This window comes from Phreatobacter sp., from assembly GCF_030691135.1.
Lineage (GTDB): Bacteria > Pseudomonadota > Alphaproteobacteria > Rhizobiales > Phreatobacteraceae > Phreatobacter.
This window is the reverse complement of record NZ_JAUYFA010000063.1, coordinates 1-13,929: the sequence shown is the minus strand read 5'-3', so window position 1 is coordinate 13,929 and position 13,929 is coordinate 1. Positions and strand designations below refer to the sequence as shown.

Below are 13,929 nucleotides of genomic sequence, written 5' to 3'. Positions count from 1 at the left end.
GACATTGCGTTGCGGCCCGTGTCTTTTCAGCCCTAGACGCTCCGTCGGCGGACCATTATCGATGGGGCACGGAGTGGTTCATGCAACCGACAGTCCCCCGCCTGTTCCAGCTGGCCGTCATGGCGATGACCTTGGTCATCGCCGGTTGTTCGACCCAGCCGCGTCTGCCCGCCGTTCCGCGGCACGAGACATCCGAGGCGTCGTTTCTCGGCATTCCCGATGCCCGTTTCTCATTGAGCGGGGACACGGTGGCCCTCACCGGAAGCTTCGCCGCGGCCGAACAGCGGCGGCGTCTGTCGGGGGTGACCGGCACCGACCATCTGCTCGCCATTTCGGGCGGCGGCGAGAATGGCGCCTTCGGTGCAGGATTGCTCTACGGCTGGACCGAACGTGGCGACCGTCCGCAGTTCCGCCTGGTCACCGGCGTGTCCACAGGCGCCCTGACCGCGCCTTTCGCCTTCCTGGGCAGCCGTTACGATGAGCAGTTGAAGACGGTCTACACGACCATCCAGCGCGACAACATCGCACAGCTCCTGCCGATCATCACCATCCTCAATGGTGATTCCGTCGCCGACAGCCGGCCGCTTGCCGCGCTCATCGCCACCCACATCACGCCGGAAATGGTCGAGGAGATCGGCCGCGAGTACCAGAAGGGTCGCGTGCTGATGATCGGCACGACCAATCTCGATCTCGGCCAGCCGGTGGCCTGGAACATCGGCGCGATCGCCGTCAGCAACCATCCGGGCAAGGTTCAGGCGATCCGCGACATCCTGCTCGCGTCTGCCTCGATTCCCGGAGCGTTCCCCCCGGTGATGCTGGACGTCATGGTGGGCGCCAACCGTCGTCAGGAAATGCATGTCGACGGCGGGGCGACGACCCAGGTATTCCTCTATCCGAGCGATGCACCGCTACGGAATGCACCTGCCGTGGTCCGCCGCGTCCCGCGCGTGGCCTGGATCATCCGCAACGGTCGCACGCAGGAACTGAACGAGGAGGTCCAGCGCGGTCTGTTGCAGATCGCGGCGCGTTCGATCTCGACGATGATCACGTCGAACGCCATCGGCGACATCTACCGGATGTACCTCGTCACCCAGCGCGACCGGGTCGACTTCAACCTGGCCTACATCTCCCGCCGCTTCACGGTGCCCTATGTGAAGCCCTTCGATCCGCCTTACATGAACGCACTGTTCGAGTTCGGCCGTAACGAGATCCGCACCAACCAGCCCTGGCTGAAGCGCCCTCCGGGCTATCGTCCCTGATCTGCTGGGTAGAGGTTCGGGCAACAAGCATCCCGTGATCCCATGCAAAAACCCCGGCGGATCGCTCCGCCGGGGTTTTTCATGTGACGATCTGGCGTTGGTCAGCCGCGGGCGCGGGCCCGGATCATGAAGGTGTCATAGGTGTACTCGGCGACCTGCCACCACAGATACTGCTCGCCGCGGAAGGCGTTGTGGTGATCGAGGATCCTCTTGAAATCGGCATTCTGCGCCGAGGTCTCGGCATTCACCTCGTTGGAGGCCCGCAAGGAGGCCTCCAGAACCTCGAGCGAGAAGGGACGCAGCTGCGTGCCGGCGGCGACGAGCTGGCGAAGCGCCGCCGGGTTCTGGGCGTCGTACTTGGCCTGCATCCAGGTGTTGGCCTGGTGCGATGCGTTGAGCAGGATCGCCTTGTAGGACGCCGGGAGGGCATTGTAGCGGGCGATGTTGAACATGTTGTGGAGCATGGCCCCACCTTCCCACCAGCCGGGATAATAGTAGAACGGCGCCACCTTGTTGAAGCCAAGCTTCTGGTCGTCATAGGGACCGACCCACTCGGCCGCGTCGATGGTGCCCTTTTCCAGCGAGGGGTAGATGTCGCCGGCCGCCACCTGCTGCGGAACGACGCCGAGCTTCTGCATGACGCGGCCGGCGAAGCCGCCGATGCGCATCTTCAGGCCCTTCAGATCGTCGGCGGTCCTGATCTCCTTGCGGAACCAGCCGCCCATCTGACAGCCGGTATTGCCTGCGGGGATCGCGTAGATGTTGTGCTTGGCATAGAAGGCGTTCATCAGTTCCATGCCGCCGCCGAGGAACTGCCAGGCATCCTGCTGCCGCGAGTTGAGGCCGAACGGCACGGCGGTCCCGAGGGCGAAGGTCGGATCGATGCCGGTGTAGTAGTAGGACGCCGTGTGGCAGGACTCGACCGTGCCGTCGCGCACAGCCTGCATGGCCTGCAGGCCGGGGACGATTTCGCCGGCCGCGAAGACCTGGATCTGGAACCGGTTGTCGGTCATCTCCGCGACGGCCTTCGAGAAGACCTCAGCGGCGCCATAGATGGTGTCCAGCGACTTCGGGAAGGATGACGCCAGGCGCCACTTCACTTCCGGAGCGGTCTGGGCGATCGCCGGGGCGGCGACGGCAGATGCGGCGGCGGCTACCGACGCGGTCTTGATGAAAGTGCGGCGCTCCATGAGCATGTTCTCCCTTAAGGTCCCGCAGTGAAAAAATCGGCCCGTTTGCCGGGCTCGTGGGGCGGACACAAACACAATTTACCGGCGCATGCCAGCATTGCGGATTGGCGGTCTTCCGAATTTTGCATGGCTAAGTGTTTGTACGTAATGTCGTTTCAGGAGCGGGTTTGCAGCCGTGGAGGCTTGACCTGTCGTCCGTCACGGGGATGGTAGGCGTCCTTTTTGTCCAGCTATCGCAGCGGAGCTTCATGTCATGGCGAAAGTCGCGTTCCTCGGTCTCGGCGTCATGGGCTATCCCATGGCCGGCCACCTCAAGGCCAAGGGCGGCCATGATCTGACGGTCTACAACCGCACGGCCGCCAAGGCGGATGCCTGGGTCACCCAGCATGGCGGCAAGGCGGCGCGGACGCCGAAGGAGGCTGCCGCAGGGCAGGATTTCGTCTTCGCCTGCGTCGGCAACGATGACGACCTGCGCGCCGTCACCATCGGCCCTGATGGTGCTTTCCAGGCCATGGCGCCGGGCTCCGTCTTCGTCGACAACACCACCGCTTCCGCCGATGTCGCGCGCGAACTCCAGGCCAAGGCCAAGGCCCTCGGTATCGGCTTCGTCGACGCGCCTGTCTCGGGCGGCCAGGCTGGCGCCGAGAACGGCGTTCTCACCGTCATGTGCGGCGGAGAGGAGGCCGACTATTCCAGCGCCGAACCGGTCATCATGGCCTTTGCCCGCGCCGCCCGCCGGCTCGGCGGCCCCGGCGCCGGCCAGCTCGCCAAGATGGTCAACCAGATCTGCATCGCCGGCCTCGTCCAGGGCCTGTCCGAGGGCCTGCACTTCGCCCGCAAGGCCGGTCTCGACATCGAGCAGCTCGTCGACGTCATTTCCAAGGGCGCCGCCGGATCCTGGCAGATGGAAAACCGCCACAAGACGATGAACCAGGACAAGTTCGACTTCGGTTTCGCCGTCGACTGGATGCGCAAGGACCTGTCGATCTGCCTCGCCGAAGCCCGCCGCAACGGCGCGACCCTGCCGGTGACGGCGGCGGTCGACCAGTTCTACGGCGAGGTCCAGGCGATGGGCGGCGGCCGCTGGGACACGTCCAGCCTGTTCGCCCGCCTCGAGCGCAAGTGACGCGCACCGCTTCGCCGGGTTGCCCCGGCGCCCAGGCCTAAAGCCTTGCCGACACCGCCCGACGCAGGGCCGGAACAAGGTCCGCGTCGAACCAGGGATGGCGCTTCAGCCATCCCGAGTTGCGCCAGGAGGGATGCGGCAGCACGAAGACGGCCGGGCTGCCGCGGGCCGCGAGAACGGCGCGCCAGGCGCCGACGGTCTCGGTGAGAGTCGCGCCGCGCAGATGGCCCAGGCCGAGCCGGCCGAGGTGATAGGCCTGCGCCGGGACACCGATGGCAAGGATGAGGTCGACCTGCGGCATGACCGCCATCAGCCGGTCGTGCCAAGTGTCCCGGCATTCGCGCCGCGGCGGCAGGTCGCCTCCCTTGGCATCGAGGCCTGGGAAGCACAAGCCCATCGGAACGATGGCGAGGCGTGTACGATCGTAGAAGACGGCCTCGTCCAGCCCCATCCAGGATCGCAGCCTGTCGCCGGACGGGTCGGTGAAAGGCCGGCCCGACGCATGGACACGGGTGCCGGGGGCCTGGCCCGCGATCAGGATGCGCGCCGTCGCCGATGGCCAGGCGACGGGGCGCGGCACGTGAGGAAGCGGCGCGCCGCGGGGGGTCTCGACGCAGATCCTGCAGGCGGTGATGGCGCGTCCGAGGGCGTCGAGGTCTTCCGCCATTTCGCCTCCCGTGCCGTCAGGGGAACGCCGCCTGGCGGTCAGGCGCCGTCCTCATGCCTTCGCGCTGGGACGGGCGGCCATGGCCGCATGCCAGCGCTTCAGGTCGACCAGTTCGTCGGGAACGGCGACGCGGGTCGGCTTGAGAAAGTCGACGCCTATCATCGCGGTGATGTCGGCATTGGTGAAGCGGTCGCAGCAGACGAAGTCGCGGCCCGCGAGCTGCCTGTCGAGGAAGGTAAGCTCGTCGACGATGCGCGCCTTGTTAATCTCGCCCCATTCCTTCACCTGCGGCACCTCCATAACGGCCATGGCCGGGTGCAGGTGGCGGAAGGCAAAGGCGATGGTGGACAGCAGGTTCAGTTCCGCCCGGCGCGACCACATCTCGACCTCGCCGATCTCCTTCGGCGTCCGCCCGAACAGGTTCGGCTCGGGATGGAGCGCCTCGATGTAGCGGCAGATGGCGACGGATTCACACAGGATGGACCCGTCGTCCAGCTGAAGGGCGGGCGTTCGCTGGCGCGGATTGACGGCCGCGTAGCTCTCCGACTTTTGTTCCATCTTCCCGAGGTCGATGGTGACCCTCGGGATATCGATGCCCTTTTCGGCGAGGAAGACGCGCACACGGCGCGGATTGGGGGCGAGCGGGGTGTCGTAGAGCTTCATCGCGAGCGTCCTCCTGCAGCAGGCTTTTTATCGTGTAACTGCACATCAGAGGCGCGCGAGGGTCAACCCGGCGGGACGGGGGATAGGCGTCAGCGGCGCGGCCCGAACAGGGCACGGCGGAGCGCCCCGACATTCTGCACCATGGCGGCGGGCAGCGGCTCCTCGGCCATGGGGATGTCGATACGCGCGGCGACGGGCGGGCTGGCGATGGCCGGCAGCGCCTCCATCACCCGTTCGGCCGGGAAGGTCACGGTCACCTCGGTGCCGATGCGCACCGTCGACTTCAGCGTGAAGGTACCGCCATGCATCGAGACCAGGCCCTGGACGATCGGAAGCCCGAGGCCGGTGCCCTGTTCGGCATTCTTGATCGCGTTGGAGCCCTGGCCGAAATTCGACAGGACGATGGGGATCTCGTCCTCGGGAATGCCGGCGCCGGTATCCTTCACCGCGATGTATTGCCCGCCCGACGCCGTCCAGCCGACCTTCAGGGTGATCTCGCCACCGATCGGGGTGAACTTGATGGCGTTGGACATCAGATTGAGCACGATCTGCCGGATCGAGCGCTCGTCCGCCCAGAGCTTCGGCATGTCGGCCTCGAAGCGCTCGATGATGGCGACGCCCTTGTTCTTGGCGCGCACCTTGAGGAGGTGGTGGCAATCCTCGACGACATAGGCGAGCGTCAGCGCCTCCTCGTTGAGGTCGTAGCGGCCTGCCTCGATACGCGAGAGGTCGAGGATCTCGTTGATCAGCGACAGCAGATGCTGGCCCGAGGAATGGATGTCGCCGGCATATTCGGCATATTGCGGCGAGGAATGCGGGCCGAACATCTCTCCCTTCATCACCTCCGAGAAGCCGAGGATGGCGTTCAGCGGCGTGCGCAATTCATGGCCATCTGGGCGAGGAACTGCGACTTGGCGATATTGGCCATCTCGGCATTTCGGCGGGCCTCGTCGGAATTGGTCTTCGCCGTCTCCAGCTCGCCGATCAGCGCGTCCTTCTCGGCCCGCGCCTCGATGGTCGCGAGGTTGGTCTGGTAGAGGCGCGCGGAGATGATGGCGAAAAAGACGAGCGTGCCCAGCGCCATGGCGCCCAGAACCGCGCCCTGCATGCCGTGGAGGAGGAGAAAATAGGCGATCACCGTGCCGGCAACGGGGAGCGAGGAGGCAAAGACGGCGGCCGGCAGGGTCGAGCCGATCATCGCCGAAACGGCGACGACGATGAGCATGCCGACGAGCAGGAAGTTGCTCGCCTCGGCGACCTCGGTGCGCATGACGACGATGAAGGCGAGCACCCAGGCCAGACCGAGCATGACCTCGGCGATGACGAAACGCAGACGCCAGGAGGCGAGATCGGCCTTGTCCGGGGCGACCTTGAGGAACGACCGCGCCATGAGCATGCAGAAGCCATGGGCGACAAGGATGATGACGCCGGCCGCGGCGCCGAGCGCCGGGTTGGTGGCCCAGCCGGCAACCCAGCCGGTGGCGATGGCGATCAGGGCGACGGCGATGCCCGCCGACCGCTTGTTCTGCGCGAAGACGCGCATCAACTCGTATTCGAAGGAGCGCTTCGTTCCGGTGGTCGAGGTCAGCCGGTCGCGCGCATCGCGCACCTGGCGGACGACGCGCTTGCGGCTCTGGGCTTGCTCGCGCGCCTTATCGGCCTGCCGGTCGTCCGGCCGTCCGTCTGCCGCCGTCACGCCCATCCCCGGGCACCTCTCCAACGCAACGCCACTCAGTCCAGATCGTGGCAGAGGTTGATTAACGGCAGGTCGAGATCCATGGTAAACGAACCATGAACACGCTGTTTCATTCCTGATTCTCCGCCCCGGCCCTCCCATGCTGCGCTTCTCACGTTTCCGCAGCCTGCGGCCCAATACCGGTTTCGTATGGCTCGTGTTGGCCGTCGCGGCGGTAACGGCCTATGCTATCCGCCATGCCCTGCAGGGACCTGCGGCCGGCCGCGCCTTCGGCGGCTATGCCCGCATCGTCGACGGCGACAGCCTCGTCGTCGCCGGCATCGAAGTGAGGCTCTTCGGCATCGATGCGCCGGAACTGTTCCAGCGCTGCACGCGCGACGGTCGGGAGGTGCGCTGCGGGCGCGAATCCGCCCGTTCCCTCATCGCCATGGTCGCCGGCCAGCCCCTCACCTGCGAGCGTCGTGACATCGACCAATATGGGCGGACCGTCGCCATTTGCCGCGTCGAGGATGTCGACCTTGGGCGGGCGCAGGTTCTCTCCGGCAACGCCGTTGCCTATGGAGCCTATTACCAGGACGAAGCTTCGGCCCGGACCGGTCGGCGCGGCCTTTGGGCCGGCGAGTTCGTCCGCCCCCGCGAATGGCGCGACCGCCACCGGCCGGGGGTGACGCCGGAAAGCTGACGCCTCTGCTAAACGGTTCTGATCCTGTCGGTTTCCGCGCCGAGTAACGTTGCGTTAACTATGATCGCAGACAGTGCGATCGCGAGCGATGCGTCTCGCCACCGGTTTCATGATGCCTCCGACGCCGCAAGATCTGCTCTGGCCCGTCATCATCGCGCTCTGCGTGTTCCTCGTCCTTGCCGGCCACGTCACGCTGGAAAGCGGCCTGGTACGCGCGAAGCACAGCGTGAACGCTGCCGCCAAGCTCCTCGTCCAGGTCGGGATCACCACGCTGATCGTCTGGGCTGCCGGATACGGCATCATGAATGCCGGCGGCCCCCTCGCCGGCAACGGCCCCTTCATGCCCGCCGACGGCGGATCGGACCTTGTCTTCGCGCTCGCCATCTCCTGCGCCGCGGCAACGCTCCTGTCCGGACCGCTGGCGGAACGCACGACGCTGCGCGGCTATGCGGCACTGGTGGCGGTATACAGCCTCGGCGTTCTCCCCTTCGTCCTGCATTGGGCATGGGCACAGGGAGAGACCGCCGGCTGGCTCAAGGGGCTCGGCTTCATCGACCTCGCCGGCGGCGGCGTCATCCATGTCGCCGGAGGCACTGCCGCGCTGGTGGTCGCCTATGCCATCGGCGCCCGCACAGGCCGCTTCAACGGCACCCGGCGAACCCTCGTGGTGCAGAGCCAGAGCTTTCCCTTCGCCGCCCTCGGCGTGATGCTGCTGTGGCTCGGCTGGTTCGGCATCGCCATCGGGCAGGCGATGGCCGCCGGCATCGCCATCGCTCCGGTCGTGATCAATCTCGTTCTCGCCGGCGCCGCGGCGATCACCGCGACCTTCCTCGCCAACCAGATCCGCCCGTCCCGCGTCACCGTCGTCCATATCATCCACGCGACCCTCGCCGGCGTCGTGGCGGCATCGGCAGCGGCTCACCTCCTTCATCCGCTCGGCGCGATCGGGCTCGGAGCGGCGGGGGCGGCGGTTGCGCTCGCGGGCGGGCGGGCGCTCGAACACCTGGAGATCGACGATGCCCTCGGCATCGCCTCCGCGCACGTTTTTCCCGGCATGCTCGGCGTCCTCGCCGTCGCCCTCTGTCTGCCCGACACGCTCGTTGCGACCCTGACCATGCAGGCCATCGGCCTGCTCGCCATCGTCGCATGGTCGGCGGCGGTCATGGGCGCCGCGACCTTCGGCCTGCGCTACGTCATCCGCCTGAGGGTCGGCCCCGAGGAGGAGCGCATCGGCCTGAACGTCACCGAACACGCGATGACGACCGACGTCGCCATGCTGGTCAGCCAGCTCGGGGCGCTCAACTTGAATGCCGGTGCCTTCGCCTATCTGGAGGCCGATTCCGACGGCGAACTCGGACAGATCGCCCGCGAATACAACCGCGCCGTCGACATCTTCCAGGCGCAGATCAAGGGCGTGAAGGAAAAGCTCTCCCTCGCAGAGGCAGCGGCCGAGCAGGCCAACGACCTCAATGCCCGGCTCTCCGGCGAGGTGCATGAGCGCGAGTCGAGGCTCGATTCGGCGACGCGCGAGGTCGCCTTCCTGACCGACCAGGTCGCCCGCTCGCTGATCGCCGTCGAAAACCTCAAGGGCGTGCGCTCGGGCCTCGTGCGGCTGATAGGCAGAACGTTCCGCCAGCCGATCGAACGCCTGCACCTGATGGCGCGGCGTGCCGCGTCGAGCCGGCATCAGGACGACATCGATGCGCTGATCGAGGCGGCGCGCGAGGAATCGGCAAGGCTGGCCCGCCGTCTCGCCGACGTGCTCGACTATGCCCAGGCCTCCGCCATCGAGGGACCGCCGGCCGGCGACCAGGCGCCGATGGAAAAGCTCATCGGCGAGGTCAACCTGCTCTGCCGGCCGCGCGCGGAATCCAAGGGCGTGAAGTTCCGGGTGGTCTGGACCCCGGAAGTCTCCACCATGTCCGCCAACGCGGCGGCACTGCGCAAGATCATGGGCGAACTCGTCAACAACGCCATCGCCACGACCCCGCGCGGCGGCATCGTCAATGTCTCCGTCAAACAGGGGCCCGGCGGCGAACTGGTGCTGGACGTGACCGATTCCGGCACCGGCGTATCGCCGGGGCAATTGGCGCAGGCCCTGGACCCGCTGGCCGAAGGCGTGGGCGAGGGGGACGAACTGGGCCTCGCCCTGGTCAAGAAGCTGATCGACCTGCATGGCGGCGCGCTGACCATCCGCTCCAAGCCGGGGGCGGGGACCCAGGTTCGTGCCACCATCCGCGCCGACCATCTCGGCAAGCCTATGGCGCTCGCCGGCTGACGGGCGCCGCTGCCCGCCCCTCGACCTGACCGACGGGATGCGGCATGGTCCGCCCTCCCGCGTTCCCAGATCGCATCGCCGAGCACCGTCCGCTGAGCCATGGCCAATCACCTCTTCGATCTTGTCCGTCTCTTCGATACCGATCCGACCAAGACCTTCATCGAGACCGAGGACGGCACGCTCTTCACCTATGAGGATTTGTTCGCCGCGACCGGCTGCTTCGCCAATGCGCTGGTGGCTAACGGGGTGAAGCCCGGCGACCGGGTGGCGGTGCAGGTGGAGAAATCGCCAGGAGCGATCTTCCTCTATCTCGCCTGTGTCCGGGCGGGCGCCGTCTTCCTTCCGCTCAATACGGGCTACACGCTCGCCGAGATCGAGTATTTCCTCTCCGACGCCGAGCCGGCGATGGTGGTCTGCGATCCGTCCCGCCGCGAAGGTGTCGCCGAAGTGGCGGCCCGCACCGGCGTGCCGGCGGTCGAGACGCTCGGCCGGGGGAAGGACGGCTCGCTCTGGCAGAAGGCAATCGCCGAACAGCCGGTCTTCGACACGGTGACCCGCGGCGCCGACGATCTGGCCGCCATCCTCTACACGTCGGGGACGACAGGGCGCTCCAAGGGCGCTATGCTGACCCACGACAACCTCGCCTCCAACGCGCTGACGCTGAAGGACTACTGGCACTTCACCCGCGACGACGTGCTGCTGCACGCCCTGCCGATCTTCCACACCCACGGCCTGTTCGTTGCCACCAACACGATCCTGATGGCGGGCGCGACCATGCTGTTCCTGCCGAAGTTCGATGCCGACAAGGTGTTCGAACTGCTGCCGCGCGCCACGACGATGATGGGCGTCCCGACCTTCTACGTGCGCCTCGTCCAGGACAAGCGCCTCACCGCCGGCGCGACGCGTCACATGCGCCTCTTCATCTCGGGATCGGCGCCGCTGCTCGCCGAGACGCATCGCGCCTTCAAGGAGATGACCGGCCAGGCGATCCTAGAGCGCTATGGCATGACCGAGACGAACATGAACACCTCGAACCCCTATGACGGCGCGCGCGTCGCCGGCACGGTCGGTTTCCCGCTGCCTGGGGTCGACCTGCGCGTCACCGATCCGGAGACGGGAACCGAGGTGGCGAAGGGCGAGATCGGCATGATCGAGGTGAAGGGGCCGAACGTCTTCAAGGGCTACTGGCGCATGCCGGAAAAGACGGCCGCCGAATTCCGCGGAGACGGCTTCTTCATCACCGGCGACCTCGGCAAGATCGACGCCGACGGCTATGTCCATATCGTCGGGCGCGGCAAGGACCTCGTCATTTCCGGTGGCTACAACGTCTATCCGAAGGAAGTGGAGACGGAGATCGACGGCATGGTCGGCGTCTTCGAGAGCGCGGTGATCGGCGTCCCCCATCCCGATTTCGGCGAGGGCGTCACGGCCGTGGTGGTCGCGACCCCCGGCACGCGGCTCGACGAGGGTGCGATCCTCGCCGCCCTCGAGACCCGTCTGGCCAAGTTCAAGCTGCCGAAGCGAGTGATCGTTGTGGACGATCTGCCCCGCAACACCATGGGCAAGGTGCAGAAGAACGTGCTGCGCGAGACCTACAAGGGCATCTACGGCGGCTGAGTTCAGCTGGCTGCATACCGCTCTAGCACCCGGTCCACAAAGATCCCCGCCGCGCCGAGATAGCCGGCGGGATCGAGGAGTTCGGCGAGGCAATCGCGGGACGCATGGGGCGCGATGGCGGCATCTTCGGCCAGCATGTCGAGCAGCGCCCTGCCCTCGCCCGTCGCTTTGCGGCATGCGGCTTCGATCACGTCATGGGCGGCGAGGCGGCCGAGCACCGGCGCCAGCGCCATCTGCACGGCTTCGGCCATCAGAAGGCCGCCGGTGGCGTCGAGGTTGACGCGCATCCGCTCAGGCATCACCTCCAGCCCCTCGAGGAGTTCGGCTAGACGGGCCAGGACGCCGCCCGCGAGGCGGGCGAGCTCCGGCAGCGCCAGCCATTCCGACTGCCAGCCGCCGGCGAAGCGCTCGTGCTCGCCCGCGCCGCCGGCAGCGATGGTGGCGAGGAGTTGCGGCGTGAGCCCAGCGGCACCGAGGATGGTGGCCGAGAGTGTCGGATTGCGCTTGTGTGGCATGGTCGAGGAGCCGCCGCGGCCCGGCGCGGAAGGCTCGAGCACCTCGCCGACCTCCGTCTGCATCATCAGGGCGACGTCACGGGCGACCTTGGCCGCGGTGGCGACGAGGCCCGCCATCAGGCTCGCGGCCTCGAGAATGCGGTCGCGCTGGCCGTGCCAGGGCGTGTCGGGAAGCGACAGGTCGAGGCGCTGGGCGAGCAGGCGGGCGACCTCCGGCCCCTTGCCGCCGAGCGAGGCGAGCGTTCCGGCGGCGCCACCGAACTGCAGCGCGAGGATGCGCGGGCGGACCTCGGCCAACCGCTCGCGATGGCGCATCAGCGCATCGAGCGTTCCCGCCATCTTCAGCCCGAAGGTGATCGGCAGGGCCTGCTGCAGCCAGGTGCGACCGGCCATCGGCGTGTCGCGATGGTCCTTCGCCAGCGCCGCGGCGGCGGCCATGGCGCGGGCAAGATCGGCCTCGATGAGCTTGAAGGCCGAGCGCAGTTGCAGCACCAGGCCGCTATCCATCACGTCCTGGCTGGTGGCGCCGTAGTGAACCCATTTAGCGGCTTCCGGATCGGCTTCGGCCACCTTTGCGGTCGCCATCTTGACGAGCGGGATCGCCGTGTTGCCGGCGATGCCGGCCGCTTCCGCCAGCGCCGCCATATCGACGTCGAGCATCATGCAGCCGGCATTGATCGGCACGACCGCCGAGGCCGGTATGACGCCCGCTTCGCCCTCGGCAACTGCCAGTGCCGCCTCGAAGTGGAGCATGGCGACGACAGCCGCCTCATCCGACCAGACCGCCTCCATGGCGGGCGAACCGAAGAGGGGCGCGAGAAGCGGCGACGGCATGGAAACCTCTTTACTGGCAGGCCCCAGCCTTAGCAGAGCCGGGCACCCCGAACCAAGGCGGTCGGCTGGACGGTAACCTTGCGCCGGGAACCTCGGAACACCCTTGCGGGTTGTCGGTGTCGAAGCAGCATGGCCATGGGAGAGCAACATGTCCGCACAGAGCAAGACCGAAGCGTTGCAGGCCGAGGGTACACGTGAGTTCGAGGATGCGATCTCCGGCAAGGGTCCGAAGATGCCGAAAAGCACGATGAACAAGGCCGACGAAGCCGCGCTGAACGAGGCGCTGGAGGGATCCTTCCCGGCCAGCGACCCGGCCAAGCCCTCGACCCCGACGAGCAGCCTCGGCGCCCCGGCGGGACGCGAATCCGTCGATCGTCCCGCCGAGGACTGAGCCGGCGCGGCGCTTGACAGCGCGCCGCCGCTGTTTCACTTGGGGCCATCAGCCGGCCGGACGGCCGCCGCCGCATCACCCGAAAGGGCGCGGGGGAGGAAAGTCCGGGCTCCACGGAAACACGGTGCCGGATAACGTCCGGCGGGGGCGACCCCAGGGACAGTGCCACAGAAAACAGACCGCCGGGGTTCGCCCCGGCAAGGGTGAAAAGGTGGGGTAAGAGCCCACCGCGCGACCGGCAACGGAAGCGGCATGGTAAACCCCACCGGGAGCAAAACCGAATAGGGACGACAGGGGGCAACCCCGGGCGTGGATCCGCGTCGTCGTCCGGGTAGGTTGCCAGAGCGGCCGAGCAATCGGTCGCCTAGAGGAATGGCCGTCGCGCGGGAGCAATCCCGCCCCACAAAACCCGGCTTACAGGCCGACTGATATGTTGAGAGGCCCCGGCGCGAAAGCGTCCGGGGCCTCGCCATGTCCGGGATGGCGGCAGGCGCGCGACAGGAACGCCCCCCCGACATCGGGCTGAAACATGTCTGCCCGCCTTGTCTTTGCGAACCGGCCACGCCCGTGACACTGTCACCGGGCATTATCGCCGTCCGTCGTCCTGTGCAGGAGCCACGTCATGGGTTGGGCCATTCTCGGCATCGTTGCCGCCGCCGCCGGTTACGCGGTCTTCGTCTATAACGGCCTCGTCGGGCTGCGGCAGCGGGTCAACCAGGCCTTCGCCGACATCGACGTGCAGCTGAAGCAGCGCCACGACCTCATCCCCAATCTCGTCGAGACGGTGAAGGGTTATGCGGCGCACGAGAAGTCGACGCTGGATGCGGTGATCGCCGCGCGCAACAGCGCGCAGGGCGCCCATGGTCCGGCGGCACAGGCCGCCGCCGAGCAGCAGCTCTCCGGGGCCGTAGGCCGGCTCCTCGCCCTCGGCGAGGCCTATCCGGACCTCAAGGCCAGCGCCAATTTCCAGCAGTTGCAGGTCGATCTCGGCAATGTCGAGGACAAGCTCGC

13 protein-coding genes and 1 other RNA gene are annotated in these 13,929 nt (G+C 67.2%); 8 read left to right on the top strand and 6 right to left on the bottom strand.

Annotated features, from left to right (window positions below; genetic code table 11):
• The first annotated feature begins 80 nt into the window (after nucleotides 1-80).
• Nucleotides 81-1,259: a patatin-like phospholipase family protein gene (locus Q8O26_RS11170; protein ID WP_305575595.1), complete on the top strand. Its 1,179-nt coding sequence runs from the start codon at nucleotides 81-83 to the stop codon at nucleotides 1,257-1,259.
• Nucleotides 1,260-1,360: 101 nt separating this feature from the next.
• On the opposite strand, the gene Q8O26_RS11165 is transcribed toward Q8O26_RS11170, so the two are convergent.
• Nucleotides 1,361-2,449 (bottom strand): TRAP transporter substrate-binding protein, encoded by a 1,089-nt coding sequence (locus tag Q8O26_RS11165; protein ID WP_305575594.1) that lies wholly within the window; start codon nucleotides 2,447-2,449, stop codon nucleotides 1,361-1,363.
• A gap of 253 nt (nucleotides 2,450-2,702) precedes the next feature.
• Here Q8O26_RS11165 and Q8O26_RS11160 point away from each other — a divergent pair, with 253 nt between their 5' ends.
• Nucleotides 2,703-3,575, top strand: coding sequence for an NAD(P)-dependent oxidoreductase (locus tag Q8O26_RS11160; protein ID WP_305575593.1), 873 nt, complete (start codon nucleotides 2,703-2,705; stop codon nucleotides 3,573-3,575).
• A 37-nt stretch (nucleotides 3,576-3,612) separates the two neighbouring features.
• Here Q8O26_RS11160 and Q8O26_RS11155 read toward each other — a convergent pair whose 3' ends face one another.
• The 4 genes from Q8O26_RS11155 to Q8O26_RS11140 all read right to left on the bottom strand — a co-directional run bounded on the left by Q8O26_RS11155 (nucleotide 3,613) and on the right by Q8O26_RS11140 (nucleotide 6,601).
• Nucleotides 3,613-4,242, bottom strand: coding sequence for a uracil-DNA glycosylase family protein (locus Q8O26_RS11155; RefSeq protein WP_305575592.1), 630 nt, complete (start codon nucleotides 4,240-4,242; stop codon nucleotides 3,613-3,615).
• Nucleotides 4,243-4,293: 51 nt separating this feature from the next.
• Nucleotides 4,294-4,905: a glutathione S-transferase family protein gene (locus Q8O26_RS11150; RefSeq protein WP_305575591.1), complete on the bottom strand. Its 612-nt coding sequence runs from the start codon at nucleotides 4,903-4,905 to the stop codon at nucleotides 4,294-4,296.
• An 89-nt stretch (nucleotides 4,906-4,994) separates the two neighbouring features.
• Nucleotides 4,995-5,786, bottom strand: a complete 792-nt coding sequence (locus Q8O26_RS11145; protein ID WP_305575590.1) for a HAMP domain-containing sensor histidine kinase — start codon at nucleotides 5,784-5,786, stop codon at nucleotides 4,995-4,997.
• A complete protein-coding gene (locus tag Q8O26_RS11140) occupies nucleotides 5,771-6,601 on the bottom strand; it encodes a hypothetical protein (protein WP_305575589.1) in 831 nt (276 codons plus the stop codon). Before Q8O26_RS11140 ends, Q8O26_RS11145 begins: the two co-directional genes overlap by 16 nt.
• A gap of 139 nt (nucleotides 6,602-6,740) precedes the next feature.
• Between Q8O26_RS11140 and Q8O26_RS11135 the strand changes: the two genes are divergently transcribed.
• The 3 genes from Q8O26_RS11135 to Q8O26_RS11125 all read left to right on the top strand — a co-directional run bounded on the left by Q8O26_RS11135 (nucleotide 6,741) and on the right by Q8O26_RS11125 (nucleotide 11,178).
• The gene (locus Q8O26_RS11135) at nucleotides 6,741-7,283 is read left to right on the top strand and encodes a thermonuclease family protein (RefSeq protein ID WP_305575588.1); all 543 of its coding nucleotides are present in this window, start codon (nucleotides 6,741-6,743) and stop codon (nucleotides 7,281-7,283) included.
• An 88-nt stretch (nucleotides 7,284-7,371) separates the two neighbouring features.
• Nucleotides 7,372-9,561 (top strand): ATP-binding protein, encoded by a 2,190-nt coding sequence (locus Q8O26_RS11130; RefSeq protein WP_305575587.1) that lies wholly within the window; start codon nucleotides 7,372-7,374, stop codon nucleotides 9,559-9,561.
• A 99-nt stretch (nucleotides 9,562-9,660) separates the two neighbouring features.
• A complete protein-coding gene (locus Q8O26_RS11125; protein ID WP_305575586.1) occupies nucleotides 9,661-11,178 on the top strand; it encodes a malonyl-CoA synthase in 1,518 nt (505 codons plus the stop codon).
• Nucleotides 11,179-11,180: 2 nt separating this feature from the next.
• Here the strand turns inward: Q8O26_RS11125 and Q8O26_RS11120 are convergent, their stop codons facing one another.
• Nucleotides 11,181-12,527, bottom strand: coding sequence for a 3-carboxy-cis,cis-muconate cycloisomerase (locus Q8O26_RS11120; protein ID WP_305575585.1), 1,347 nt, complete (start codon nucleotides 12,525-12,527; stop codon nucleotides 11,181-11,183).
• Between the two features lie 148 nt (nucleotides 12,528-12,675).
• Between Q8O26_RS11120 and Q8O26_RS11115 the strand changes: the two genes are divergently transcribed.
• The 3 genes from Q8O26_RS11115 to Q8O26_RS11105 all read left to right on the top strand — a co-directional run.
• Nucleotides 12,676-12,918, top strand: coding sequence for a hypothetical protein (locus tag Q8O26_RS11115; protein WP_305575584.1), 243 nt, complete (start codon nucleotides 12,676-12,678; stop codon nucleotides 12,916-12,918).
• 48 nt (nucleotides 12,919-12,966) lie between these two features.
• An RNA gene (gene rnpB / locus Q8O26_RS11110) (RNase P RNA component class A) lies at nucleotides 12,967-13,351 on the top strand.
• A 189-nt stretch (nucleotides 13,352-13,540) separates the two neighbouring features.
• The coding region (locus Q8O26_RS11105) for a LemA family protein (protein ID WP_305575583.1) at nucleotides 13,541-13,929 on the top strand (389 nt) is incomplete at its 3' end.

Coding starts and splice junctions, on each gene's coding strand:
- Q8O26_RS11170 (WP_305575595.1), top strand. CDS start 81: ATGCAACCGACAGTCCCCCGCCTGTTCCAGCTGGCCGTCATGGCGATG.
- Q8O26_RS11165 (WP_305575594.1), bottom strand. CDS start 2,449: ATGGAGCGCCGCACTTTCATCAAGACCGCGTCGGTAGCCGCCGCCGCA.
- Q8O26_RS11160 (WP_305575593.1), top strand. CDS start 2,703: ATGGCGAAAGTCGCGTTCCTCGGTCTCGGCGTCATGGGCTATCCCATG.
- Q8O26_RS11155 (WP_305575592.1), bottom strand. CDS start 4,242: ATGGCGGAAGACCTCGACGCCCTCGGACGCGCCATCACCGCCTGCAGG.
- Q8O26_RS11150 (WP_305575591.1), bottom strand. CDS start 4,905: ATGAAGCTCTACGACACCCCGCTCGCCCCCAATCCGCGCCGTGTGCGC.
- Q8O26_RS11135 (WP_305575588.1), top strand. CDS start 6,741: ATGCTGCGCTTCTCACGTTTCCGCAGCCTGCGGCCCAATACCGGTTTC.
- Q8O26_RS11130 (WP_305575587.1), top strand. CDS start 7,372: ATGCGTCTCGCCACCGGTTTCATGATGCCTCCGACGCCGCAAGATCTG.
- Q8O26_RS11125 (WP_305575586.1), top strand. CDS start 9,661: ATGGCCAATCACCTCTTCGATCTTGTCCGTCTCTTCGATACCGATCCG.
- Q8O26_RS11120 (WP_305575585.1), bottom strand. CDS start 12,527: ATGCCGTCGCCGCTTCTCGCGCCCCTCTTCGGTTCGCCCGCCATGGAG.
- Q8O26_RS11115 (WP_305575584.1), top strand. CDS start 12,676: ATGTCCGCACAGAGCAAGACCGAAGCGTTGCAGGCCGAGGGTACACGT.